The organism is Streptomyces sp. NPDC088817 (genome assembly GCF_044750345.1).
Lineage (GTDB): Bacteria > Actinomycetota > Actinomycetes > Streptomycetales > Streptomycetaceae > Streptomyces.
Genome location: NZ_JBIVJN010000012.1, coordinates 236,009 through 248,476 on the forward strand (window position 1 = coordinate 236,009; position 12,468 = coordinate 248,476).

8 protein-coding genes are annotated in these 12,468 nt (G+C 70.2%); 4 read left to right on the forward strand and 4 right to left on the reverse strand.

Annotation, left to right across the window (positions count from 1 at the left end):
• Positions 1-630 precede the first annotated feature (630 nt).
• From ACIP4X_RS23075 to ACIP4X_RS23085, 3 genes are all read left to right on the forward strand, one after another.
• On the forward strand, positions 631-6,021 hold the full coding sequence (locus ACIP4X_RS23075) for a sacsin N-terminal ATP-binding-like domain-containing protein (RefSeq protein WP_401350328.1): 5,391 nt from the start codon (positions 631-633) through the stop codon (positions 6,019-6,021).
• A 203-nt stretch (positions 6,022-6,224) separates the two neighbouring features.
• Positions 6,225-7,082: a hypothetical protein gene (locus ACIP4X_RS23080; RefSeq protein ID WP_401350331.1), complete on the forward strand. Its 858-nt coding sequence runs from the start codon at positions 6,225-6,227 to the stop codon at positions 7,080-7,082.
• Between the two features lie 150 nt (positions 7,083-7,232).
• On the forward strand, positions 7,233-7,592 hold the full coding sequence (locus ACIP4X_RS23085; RefSeq protein WP_401350334.1) for a hypothetical protein: 360 nt from the start codon (positions 7,233-7,235) through the stop codon (positions 7,590-7,592).
• A gap of 306 nt (positions 7,593-7,898) precedes the next feature.
• On the opposite strand, the gene msrB is transcribed toward ACIP4X_RS23085, so the two are convergent.
• The 4 genes from msrB to ACIP4X_RS23105 form a co-directional block, all read right to left on the reverse strand.
• Positions 7,899-8,306 (reverse strand): peptide-methionine (R)-S-oxide reductase MsrB, encoded by a 408-nt coding sequence (msrB, locus tag ACIP4X_RS23090; protein WP_401350336.1) that lies wholly within the window; start codon positions 8,304-8,306, stop codon positions 7,899-7,901.
• A gap of 14 nt (positions 8,307-8,320) precedes the next feature.
• Complete coding sequence (gene murC / locus ACIP4X_RS23095; protein WP_358734557.1) at positions 8,321-9,709, reverse strand: UDP-N-acetylmuramate--L-alanine ligase; 1,389 nt, start codon at positions 9,707-9,709, stop codon at positions 8,321-8,323.
• Between the two features lie 73 nt (positions 9,710-9,782).
• Entirely contained in the window at positions 9,783-10,238 is a 456-nt protein-coding gene (locus ACIP4X_RS23100) for an indole-3-glycerol phosphate synthase (RefSeq protein ID WP_358734559.1), read from the reverse strand.
• A gap of 147 nt (positions 10,239-10,385) precedes the next feature.
• Positions 10,386-11,213: a pyrimidine reductase family protein gene (locus ACIP4X_RS23105; RefSeq protein ID WP_358734560.1), complete on the reverse strand. Its 828-nt coding sequence runs from the start codon at positions 11,211-11,213 to the stop codon at positions 10,386-10,388.
• Positions 11,214-11,250: 37 nt separating this feature from the next.
• Between ACIP4X_RS23105 and zapE the strand changes: the two genes are divergently transcribed.
• On the forward strand, positions 11,251-12,366 hold the full coding sequence (gene zapE / locus ACIP4X_RS23110; protein ID WP_358734562.1) for a cell division protein ZapE: 1,116 nt from the start codon (positions 11,251-11,253) through the stop codon (positions 12,364-12,366).
• The last annotated feature ends 102 nt before the right edge of the window (positions 12,367-12,468 follow it).

Here is a 12,468-nt window from a genome sequence, read left to right on the forward strand (position 1 = left end):
TTCAACTCGCGTTTTCGGCAGATGCATCGACATAGTCACAACGAGCGAATCTCTGCAAGTCACAGGGGGTGCGTCACGACCAGCCCTTGATTGCGGCTCCTGCCTGGGACTCGAACCTGCGGCCAAGGGCTCATCGCTGACAGAGTGGGAGCCCCGCTCCACCAGGCGTCTCGCCTTCGAACGCGGCACATCGACTTTCGCCGGGCGTCGCCTGAAGGCCCAGGTTCGCCAACTACTGGCACCACATGCCAGCGTAGGCTCCCACCATGCCGATCATTGAATACCGGGGCGAGGCTGCCGCTGATCGGCCCGCCTGGTGGGCTGCCGCTGCGCCCCCAGCACGCGCGGCAGCAGTAGGCCGGCACCGCAACGCCCGTATCACGTGGGGCTGACAATCGCAGAGGCAGTCGAACAACTTTCGGTCGGCCCGGTCCAACACGCATGCGTTGGTCGTACGAGATGCGGTGTGCGAGCAGGCACACGCACGACCCTGGCCTGCGGGATCCCAGTAGAGGCGGCTTGGCCGGATTCCGTCGCCTCTCAACGATCCGCGACCGATGCTCCGCAGAAGGAATCAGCCATCAAGCAGGCGCTGGTCATCAGTGCTGGCCTGGGCCGAAGGGGAAAGCGTTGCCCGCCAACGACAACACCATCACCGCACTCACCCAGCGTCGCATCGAGCTGGCCCAACGGGCGGGCAGCGACTGGCGATTCTCCGAGAGCCTCAAGGAGCTCAGCGAGGAAATGGCCCAGGAATACGCGGGGCGCGCCCTGGTGGAGCTGATCCAGAACGGGCACGATGCCATCGGCCCGGACGGCCAAGGGCGCATCGGCGTCCTGCTCGATCTGGGCACGCCCGGCCCCGAGGGAGACGTAGAGCACCGAGGAGTGCTCTACGTGGCGAACGACGGCACCGGGTTCACCGAGGACAACTTCCGGCAGATCATCGAATTCGGGCTGTCCGGTAAAGGGCCTGGCGAGGGCATCGGCAACAAGGGGCTCGGTTTTCGCAGCGTGCTCCAGTTGACCGACTGGCCTGAGATCTACTCCAAGTCCGATGCGGGCTCGGTCGGCTTCGACGGTTTCTGCTTCCGCTTCGCGACCCCGAAAGACGTGCACGCCCTGGTGAAAGACGCCGAGGCTGCCTCATGGGTGATCGACAAGGTGTCGCCGCTGGCGCTGCCCGTGCCCGCCAACGTCACGGACCCGGCCCTCGACGAGTTCGCCGCGCAGGGATTCTCGACGGTGGTCCGCCTTCCCCTCCACACGGAGAACGCCGTCGCCGCGGCGCTCGACCAAGTCGTGGGGTTGGTACGTGCGCAGGCTCCGCTGCTGCTCTTCCTCGACCGGATCACCGCCCTGACCGTGGAGACGCAGCGGGACGGCGAGGCAGACACGGAGCGTCATGTGCTGACCCGATCCGAGCGGCAGCCGTCCTGGGCCACCGCGGTGGCCGACGGCGGATGGATCACCGAGGTGGATCTGAACGAGGCCGGCCGTTATCTGCTGGCACGTAGGAGCGTCGCCGCCGACACGCTGCACACGGCCATCGAGCGGAGCATCTCGGGCGACGAGATCCACAAGAAGTGGCGAAACTGGCAGGGCGACACATGGGTGGGTATCGCGCTACGCCTCGACCGCGACCTCGATGACGGCTTGATGTACACGTTCCTGCCCATGGGGACCGAGACCCCTTCGCGCTTTCCCGGTCACGCACACGCGCCGTTCTTCACGAAGATGGCCCGGTTGCACCTCAATGACTCGGTGGCACTCAACGACTTCCTCTTCGACGAGCTGGCCGCCCTCTGTCTCGACACCGCGCGGCACCTGCGCGCCCACGCTCCCCGGACCCTCGCTGTACGCCTGGTGCCCGACGCAGTGTCCTGGACACGGCTCGACCGGATCAACGCCGCCGCGAACGGCGCGTTGGCCGACGAAACGGTGGTTCCCCTCGCCGGCACCGACGAGGACGGGTGGGGTTCCCTGCGGGAGTCCTTCGCCTGGCCCGACGACGGCGTCCCGTGGAAGGTCATGACGGCAACGGCGCTGGCCGCCACCGGCGCCCGGATCGTGGACCCAGGTGTGGGAGCCGTACGCCAGAAGAGGATCGACGCCCTGCATACCAAGCTGCTCGACGGACAGCTCATGCGGGCGACGGCGCGCACCAAGGCCGTATGGGCCGAGCACCTGGCCGCGAATCTGCACCGTGGGACAGCGGCTCGCGTGGGCCTGGAATGGGCCGACCTCTACGACGACCTGGCTCAGGCCTTCCGGACGGAAGGCGGCACCGAGCTGCGTAACCGCAAGATCGTCCTCGACCACAACGGTGAACTGCGGAGGACCTTGGGCGGCGAGCCCGACTCGGGAAGGAAGGAGGAGAGCGTCTTCTTCGCGCCGGAAGGATCCGGCGCGGACGCGGCTGCCCGCGTCCCGAGCGACCTGCGAGCCCTGCGACGACGCGTCGTCTTCACGCATCCCGGCATCGCCTGGCGTCCGTCGGGCCAGGGTTTCCTCGAAGGCAATCGCCTGATCCGCCCGTACCAGATCGACCGTATCCTGGACGCGCTGCGTGACTTGCTCGCCCACCGGCCTTCCGCCGCGCTCTGCCGAGATGCCCTGGTCTTCGCCTACCGTCAGTACCCGCACCTCGGCCAGGCTCAGCGCGGACGACTCGCCGCCATCGGTTTCCGGGTGCCCGTGCGGGACGGCGGTTGGGCCAAGGCGGCCGACTGCCTGATGTCTCCGCAGTGGGGCACCGAGGGCGCCCAACTGCTCACGCGTTTCCTGGACACGGGCGGCAGCGCCGTCCCCGAACTGGCCGCGCTGCGCCAACGTCTGACAGCCGCCCCCGACGGCTGGCCCGTGCGAGTGACGGTTCCCAAGACGTGGCGCGAGTTCCTGCTGAACATCGGCGTGCGCGACGGGTTGCCCCTCGCAGAAGTCACGTTCCCGTCGTACGAAGGCAGGGAACTGCAGCCGTGGCGCCTCGCCCGCCGCTTTCCGCTCTCCGGCGCCGTCGCCAAGGCCTGGGACGGGGACGTACGGCAGGGATGGTCGTCAGGCAACCACCCCTATACGCCCTACGCCTTCGATCGGGGAGTGTCCCACCTGCCGGGTCTGGAGGCGGTGGAGGAGCTCAACGACGCGAGCCGCCGTCTGTTCGCCGACATGATCCTGCACGGGCTGCGGACATGGCCCGAGAGCGCGCTCACGGTAGGCGTTCGCCGCCCGAGCGCCCGGCACAGCAACTACCAGGACCCGCACACCTGGCCCACCCCTGTGGCCTCCTTCCTCCGCCACATGCCCTGGCTGCCGGTCGAGGACAGCGCGGAGGGCCACCTCTCCTTCGTCGCGCCCAGCCGGGCCTGGTACAGCGGCGACGCCGAGCTTCCGCCCTTCGTCCCACAACTTCCCCTCCCGGTCCGGCGTCTGCTCGGTGAGAAACGCACACTGGAACGGCTGCGCAGGCTGGGACTGCGTCTGTGGGACGAGCCCGGCGACTCGGCTGCGGCGGTGCAGTACCTCGGAATACTCCTGGCCGACGGCCATGTGCCGGGCCGTTTCGCCGCCCGATTCAAGAGGCACTACCGGCAGGCGTGGCAACACGCGGCTGCCTCCGGGACATGGCCCTGGGACGACGAGGAGACCGTGCGTCTGGCCGTGGTACAGGGGAGCGCGCTGCGCGCGCACGCGGTGTCGGACGCGGTGTCGGACGCGGACATCGACGAGGAGAGTGGGGAGCCCGCGGACTCGGGCGCACGCGCCGTCTACATCATCGACGAGGTCGCCCCGCTGAAGGAATCCCTGGTCGAGCTGGCCGGGCATCCCGTTCTCGTCGCCGCTCCCGAGCACGGCAAGGACATCGCGCGGCTACTGGAGCGACGCGGGGTACCCGTTCGCAGGCTTTCCACGACGGAATTCCACGTCCGCGCCGCAGACGGCGAGTTGATCACCCCGACCAGCGGCCGACCGCTGCTCACGGACGACAGGGAGTGGCTGGTCACCCTCGTCGCACTCGTGCTGGAACTGAAGTCGGGAGCGTTCACACGGCGCAGCGAACAACGGGTCCGCAGCCTCTTGGACCTGCTCCACCTCATCCGCGTCGCGTCAACCGAGGAGGTCGAGATCCTGGTCGCCGGCCACCCTGCGGCGCCCCCGCCAACAGCACGCGCCCTGGCCCTGCCGCATCCGGAGCACCCCACTGTCGTGGTGTGGACCGGTGACGACGGTCGTAGCGAACTCCAGGCATGCGCGCCGGCTGTGGCCCAGCTTCTCGGCAACCCCTCCCTGCAGGACGCGCTCGAACTGGCTCTGATGAAGGTGCAGCAGCAGCTCGGCGGCACACCACCGGACGACGTCACGGACGTGGACGACCGCACGCTCGCGTTCGCGCTCGACACGACTGAGGAGAAGGTCGCGGAGGTACGCCGCGGGCTCACTGGCGAACTCACCACACTCGTACGTCGGTTGCGACCTGTCCTGGTCTGCGCGGCGGGCCCCGACCGGGCTGCCGCCGTGGATGACGACCTGCGCCGCTGCCGCTCCGAGGAGGCGCTGCTCGATGTGATCGACCGGTATCGGGCCACATCGCGGATCCCCGCCCGCGAACTGCTGGACCTCATCCACGAGCACCGCTCCCTCGCCGACCTGCGAGACGCTCTCGGCCTCGACTTCCGTGCCTTCAACGCCGCGCTCAAAGCGATCGGCCCGCCCTACCGCCCCCTGGCCCATCCCGATCTGCACGAGCGGGCTTTCGACGACTTCGTGCGCGCCCATGCCGGCACCATCCTGGACCGGCTGAGGGAGCACTACACCCCCCTGGCCGCGAACGGCCACGACGTGTCCGGGTACGCCCGGGCACGTCACTTCGAAGGACTGGCCCCCGACCCGTCGTGGTTGCCCCTGTTCAGGGTGCCGACGACGACGATCATGCGCGAGCATGTCCGCGCGTGGCTGCGCGCTCAAGGATGCGAGGAAGGCGTTTCGGACGAGCTGGGCGAGGACGGCCCGCACCGTCCTGCCCTCAAGCCGGTGGGGGAACTCCGAGCGGCCAACGCCGCCGGGCTCGACGCTCTCGTCCCCGGCCTCGTCCCGCTGGTGAAGGCGTGGTGTCGCGTCCACGAGGTGCCGGTGCCCGCAGCCTGGCTGCAGGCACCTCTCATGCACGCCAAGGACAGCCTTGACCGCTCCGGCTTGGCCGACCTGCTCATCCTCACCGATGTTCAGTTGCTGCGGGCCATCTCCCGAAGCCTGGGCTGGCCCCCGGCCATGCCCCTGACCGCCGACGCGGCCCGGCTCGGTCTGTCCCCGGCGGATCTGGCCGCCTCGACGCGCCGGCGATCTGGTGGGGCCACCCTGTCCACACCCACGATTGCCATCGGCAACACCGAAATCCCCGTCGGCCGCGACCAGTTGGCCCGGATCGCCGAGCTGGCGCACAGCAGCATCGACGAAGCCCTGCTGAATCAACCCGCGACGACACGGCTCACGCCCATGACGTCGGTCGCTCGATTTCACAGCGCCCGCTCCACCGCTGCCGGCCTCGGTCTCCCGCGTGTCCCCCGCCCCACGGACGACCAGCGGGAGGCGATCGGCCTGGTGGGCGAGGTCGTGGCGCGCGCCTGGCTGAACCGCAGACACCAGGTCGTTCACTGGCGTTCGGGCTATGCCGCTCTTCTCGGCAGCCCCGGCGAAAGGGCAGCCGCCTCGGACGCCCATGGCTACGACTTCGAGGTCTCCTGGCGCAAGACCTCGCTGTTCTACGAGGTGAAGGCCCTGTCCGGCGCCTGGACGGGATCACCGGACGATGGCGAGTACGAGTTCGAGCTGGGGGCCTCGGAGCACCGCGCGGCGACCGCGCACGCCTCCACCACGCGCTACCGCATCCTCCTCGTGACCTCAGCCCTGGACCCCACGTCCCGCCGTTTGTTCGAACTACCCAATCCGGTCTCGCCCAGAGGCAGGGACTACTTCCGCATCGTGGGCCACGGCCTGCGCCTGCGCTGCGCCCCCGGCCGGTAACACGGCCCCGCACCTCGGCGGACAGGCAGCACCGCTTGCATACCCGCCAAGATCCGACTCGCCAGCAAAGCCGCCCCGGCGCCAACCCACGCACCGCCGGGGATCGAACCTGCCCAACGCCAAACGGCCCCACCTGGGACATTCGCCAAGGTGGGGCCGTACCGACGGACAAGTCGGGCTGTGCGACGGAGCTGTTCCGCCCGTTGCCAATCAGGCCACCAGGTGGACCGACCGCTGTCGTACAACTGGACGCCACCGATCCGTTCGCCGACACCGACGCGGAGTGGTTCCGGCTGGCCACCGCGCACGGGCTGTTCGGCGAGGACGGCGGCTTCCTGGTCACGCTGGGGCACGGCGGCTGTTTCCGGGTCCGGCTCGGGAAGGATTGGCGGCTCGCCGAGGTCCTGCGGAATCAGCCCCGCTGCCCGGAGTTCATGACGCTCTCCTCGGACGGGAAGACGCTGATCGGCGTCACCACCGAGGAATACGAGATCTGGCTGATCGTGGTCGACGATGTCCCTGCGTACCAGGAACAACGGGCCCTGAGACTGGCGCGGGAGGAGAGCGAGAAGGAGCGGGAAGCGGCCTGGGACGGGCTGTTCAGGCTCCGGATTTCACAGCAGACATGGGAGCGGTGGGCGGTGGGGCTTCTGTCCAACGCCTCTCTGCCCGATGACCTCCGGCTCGACCTCGTGGTACGCACCGGGAGGTACTACGGCCGCGAGCTGCCCGCCGACCTGATCGACCAGCTGATCGTCCACCCGGACTGGAAAGTGCGCAGCGCGCTGGTCGACACCGGTACCAACCAGCTGACGCCCGGCCAGTGGAGCCGCCTCGTCCTCTCCGAGGAGAACGACCGCCGCCGCTGGGCCCTGGTCAGCGTCACCGTCGACTACGGCGCAACGTTCACCACCGCCGCTTACGAACGTCTCGCCGCCGATCCCGTCCCGCGTGTCCGTGCCGAGGCCGCCGCACTGACGGGCCTGCCAGTCACCGTGGCCCGCGCCCTCCTCACCGACCCCGAGTCTCAGGTCCGACGGTCCGCCTACCCCGCGGCCTGACCGGACCTCGACGCCGACGAGCGCCGCGCGCTCCTCACCGACGCCGACCCCGGCGTCCGCGCCGCCGCCCGCCGGCTGCACCACCGTGAACAGCCGGTCACACTCCGCGGCTTCCAGAGACGACTCGCCACATAAGACCTCGCCGTCGCCATGAACTTCAACCACTCCCAGAAGATCGCGACAGCCCACGCCATCACTGACCTGCTGGCTGCCAAGGAGGTCGACACCCGCGACGATCTCCACGCATGGCTCGACCACCAGGCCAATCGCGCCGCTCTACGCACTGTGAAAGGGGTGGGACCAAAGAGCGTCGACTACATCAGCAATCTCGTCGGCCGTTCGCAGGTCGCCGTCGACGTACATCTACGCACCTTCGCCGCGGATGCCGGCGTGCCGCACCTCTGCTACGAGGAGCTGCGAGCCGTGTACGAGGAAGCCGCCGCAGTTATCGGGCACGACCAAGGCGGACTGGAACATGCCGTCTGGCGGTACAGGTCGGGGGCCGTGTAGCCACCACTCCTGCACCAGCCTTCTGAAAGCCGGAAGTCTGCGCTCTGCTGAACAGCTGGGGCGGGGAAGGCGACGGCGGGGGGATACGTGGAGTTCTACAGGCCTCGAGCAACTTTCCGCCGCCTAACGGGGTAAGCCCGCGAAAGACCGGAAAGGGCCTCCGTAGCAGATCAGAGGCCCTTTCCAACGTAAAACCGCAGCTTGCGGCAGGTGAGTCAGGCTATACGCCGGGTTCTGGCCCCTTTGAGGACGTGCCATAGACCCGATCCCTCTCGCCCCCTGAGGTACGCCGCCGATGAAGGACTGTCAGTCCTCGTCTGGCGTCAGCCGCAGCGAAATGCTGTTGATGCAGTACCGCTGGTCGGTCGGGGTCGCATACCCCTCCCCCTCAAACACGTGGCCCAAATGCGACCCACACCGCGCACACCGCACCTCGGTCCGCACCATCCCGTGTGAACGGTCGGACACCAGTTCCACCGCATCCGAGTTGCGTGCATCGTAGAAGCTCGGCCAGCCGCAGTGGGACTCGAACTTGGTGCCGGAGGTGAACAGTTCGGCGCCGCAGGCGCGGCAGGAGTAGACGCCCTTCGTCTTGGTGTCGGTGTACTCACCGACGAAGGCGGGCTCCGTTCCGGCCTGGCGCAGCACGGTGTACTCGGCCGGGCTCAGCTCGGCCCGCCACTGCTCGTCCGGCTTCTCGACGTCGTACGGCATGGTTCTCGCGCCCCTCACTTCGGCAGACGGTCCAGGATGCGCGGTCCGAGGTCGGTGACGTCGCCCGCGCCCATGGTGAGAACGAGATCACCGGCCTTGGCCATTCCCGCCACCGCGTCGGGCACCTCGGCCTTGTCGTGGACGGCCGTCACGTCGGCGTCCGCCGCCCGCGCGGCGGCGATGATCAGCTCGCTGGTGACGCCGGGGATCGGGTCCTCGCGGGCCGGATAGATGTCCAGGACGAGGGAGGCGTCCGCGAGAGCGAGCGCCTGGCCCATCTCCTTGCCCAGCTCCTGGGTGCGCGAGAACAGGTGCGGCTGGAAGACGACCAGGATCCGGCCGTCGCCCGCGGCCGCGCGCATCGCCTCCAGGTCGGCGGTCATCTCGGTCGGGTGGTGGGCGTAGGAGTCGACGACCTGGACGCCGCCGGCCTCGCCCTTGAGCTGCAGGCGCCGCTTGACGCCGGTGTACGCGGCCAGCGCGGAGGCGAGTCCGGCGGCCGGGACGCCCAGGGCGACGCCCGCGGCCAGCGCGGCGACGGCGTTGTGCGCGTAGTGGCGGCCGGGCACGGAGACCGCGAAGGTGAGCTCGATGCCGTCCAGCAGGACGGTGACCTCGCTCTTGAGGCCCTGCGGCACGACCGACAGGATCCGCACGTCGGCGTCCTCGGACTCGCCGTACGTCACCGTCCGCACCGCGCCGGCCACGCGCCGGGTCAGCTCCCGCGCGCCCGGGTGGTCGGCGGCGATCACCAGCGTGCCGCCGGGGACGATCCGGTCCACGAAGGTCTCGAAGGACTCGTAGATCTCGTCCATCGAGGCGTAGTTGGCGTGGTGGTCCAGCTCGACGTTGAGGACGATGGCGACCTCGGGCGCGTACTTGTGGAAGCTGCGGTCCGACTCGTCGGCCTCGGCGACGAAGATCTCGCCCTCGCCGTGCAGCGCGTTGGAGCCGGGGGCGTCCAGGTCGCCGCCGATCGCGTACGACGGGCGCAGGCCCAGCTCGCCGAGGGACACGGCCAGCATCGAGGTGGTCGTCGTCTTGCCGTGGGTGCCGGCGACCGCGATCGGGCGCAGGCCCTCCATCAGCGCGGCCAGCGCGTCGGAGCGGTGCACGACCGGGATGCCCAGTTCGGCCGCGCGGGCCAGCTCCGGGTTGTCCTCGCGGATCGCCGAGGAGACGACGACGCAGCTCGCGTCGTCGGCGAGGTGCCCGGCCGCGTGCCCGATGTGCACGGTGGCGCCCAGCGCGCGCAGCGCCTCGGCGGTCTCCGACTCCTTGGCGTCGCTGCCCGCCACCTTGGCGCCGCGCTGGGCGAGGATCTTCGCGATGCCCGACATCCCGGCGCCGCCGATGCCGATGAAGTGCGGTCGGTCCATGGCGGTAGGAAGGCCGGGTGCCATGCGCTTTTCTCCCCAGGTGGTGCGGCTGCGGTACGACGGTGCGGGCGCCCCCGCGCGGGGGCGCCGCCCCAGCCTATGCCTTGCTGTGGGAGAAGAGCTTCAGGACCGGTACGCCCACCTTGTGGCGGGCCCTGGAGGCCCAGTCACGGTGGAAGAACTCCTCCACGTAGTGCGGGTCGGTCAGGACGATCACCTCGTCGGCGCCGACCTCGGCGACCAGGGACTTCAGGGCGTCCAGCGGATGGTCCTCGACGATCCGGCCCTCGGCCCGGCTGCCCGCCGCGCGCAGCGCGAGCAGGGACACGTCCAGGGCCTGCTCCCCGGCGCCCTTCGCGGCCGCGCCCTCGGGGGTCTCGCCCTCGCGCGTCGCCTCGTCGAGCTCGCCGAGCGCGATGTCGTCGATGGCCCGCAGCAACCGGTCGGCCTGGTCGCCGCGGGGCTGGAGCAGCACGTGGAAGAAGACCGGCTCCTCGCCGTGCAAGGTGGTGACGAACTCCACGTCGGCGGACGTCAGGGCCTTCTCGATCATCAAAACGCTTGTGAACACCAGGCGCCCTTTCTGCTCCGAGGGTCCGGGACCCTCCGTCTCCCGCCACGGGCCGCGGCGGCCCCTGCGGAAACCATCCTGCCCCGTGATCGCACGGGTATCGCGGGAAATGTCGCGGCGGTGCTCCGGTCAGGGGCGGCGGTACCTGCCGAACAGGAACCCGTCGTCCTCCAGGAGGGACGCCAGGGTGAAGCGCCGCGGGACCGTGACGGAGGGTCCGCCGGCAATGCGCTGGGAGTCACCCGCGGTGAGCATCGGGGAGATCGTGAGGCACATTTCGTCCAGGACGCCGGACGCCACCATCTGACCCAGCAGGCGGGGGCCGCCCTCGGTGAGCAGGCGGGTGTGGCCGAGTCCGCCGAGCTCCCGGACGGCGCGGGCGGGGTCGACACCCACACCGTCACCGGCGATCACCACACGGGCGCCCGCCTTCTCCGCGGCCGCGATCCGCTCGGGGGCCGCCGCCGCGCCCGTGAGGACCAGCGTGGGCACCAGCGGCGAGGCGAACAGCGGCAGCGAGAAGTCCAGCTCCAGGCTCGCCGTGACGACCGCGATCGCCGGAGCCGGCCCCTGCCCCGCCGCCTCCCGCAGCGCCGCGAACTCCGCCCGGGCCCGGGCCGGGCGGTACCCCTCCTGGCGCACCGTCTCCGCGCCGACCACCACCACGTCGGCCAGCGCCCGCAGCGTGCCGAAGATCCGCATGTCGGCGGCGCTGGAGATGGGCTGCGAACGCCCCTCGTGCTGGGCGGCCCCGTCGAGGGTGGCGACCATGTTGGCGCGCAGCCACGGTTCCCCGGCCGCCGCCCCGCGCTCGGGGTAGGCGTAGGCGGCGGCGAGCTCGGCGAAGGTCCACTCCCGGTCGACGTGGGCGCCGGGCACGCTCGTACCACCGGCCTCGTGCGCCGCGTCCGGGCTCTGGGCTGCTGTTTCGTCGGTCACAGGGAACAGGCGTCGCATGACGTGCAGTGTTCCATGCCGCTTACCATGGGGAACCGTGTCGTCCTCCACAGCCGCCTCAGGGCTCAGCTCCCTGACCACCACGGCCCCGCTGTCCCTGTGCGCCCGCGAGCCGCACGTCCCCGCGGACCGGCTGGTCGCCGAGATGGTGCCGCCGCCCCGCTTCGACGCGGTGCGCTTCGCGACGTACATCCCGGACCCGAAGCAGCCCAGCCAGACCCAGGCCGTCGAGGTCCTGGACGACTTCGCCACCGGACTCGGCGGTGCGCACGCGACGGGCTCCGGCAGGCGCGGCCTGTTCGGCTTCGGCAGGAAGGCCAAGGCCAAGGGCGGGGCCGCCGGTGCCGGGCCCCGCGGTGTCTACCTCGACGGCGGTTACGGCGTCGGCAAGACCCACCTGCTGGCCTCCCTGTGGCACGCCACCCCGGCCGAGCCGGCCCTCAAGGCGTTCGGCACCTTCGTCGAGCTGACCAACCTCGTGGGCGCCCTCGGCTTCCAGAAGACCGTGGAGACCCTCTCCGGTCACCGGCTGCTGTGCATCGACGAGTTCGAGCTGGACGACCCGGGCGACACCGTGCTCGTGTCCACCCTGCTCGGCAGGCTGGTCGACGCGGGCGTCGCGCTCGCCGCCACCTCCAACACGCTGCCGGGCAAGCTCGGCGAGGGCCGCTTCGCCGCCACGGACTTCCTGCGCGAGATCCAGGGCCTGTCCGCGCACTTCCGCGCCCTGCGCATCGACGGCGAGGACTACCGCCACCGCGGCCTGCCCGAGGCTCCGGCGCCCTACTCCGAGGAGCAGGTCACGAAGGCGGCGTACGCCACGGAGAACGCCTCGCTCGACGACTTCCCGCACCTGCTCGACCACCTGGCCAAGGTGCATCCCAGCCGTTACGGCGCCCTGACCGACGGGCTGGCGGCCGTGTGCCTCACCGATGTGCGGCCGGTGCCGGACCAGTCGACGGCGCTGCGGCTCGTGGTGCTCGCGGACCGGCTCTACGACCGCGAGGTGCCCGTCCTGGCGTCCGGGATGCCCTTCGACCGGCTGTTCAGCGAGGAGATGCTGAACGGCGGCTACCGCAAGAAGTACTTCCGCGCGATATCCCGCCTCACCGCCCTCGCCCGGGACGCCAAGGGGCTCGTCGAGACGCGCTGACCGGGGACGACGTCCTGGCGGACGGGCTCACGGGGATTACCGTGTCCCCTGCCGGCTCCTGATCGTTGGCCGGCCCCTGATCGTCAGGCTGGTCCGCGCCGG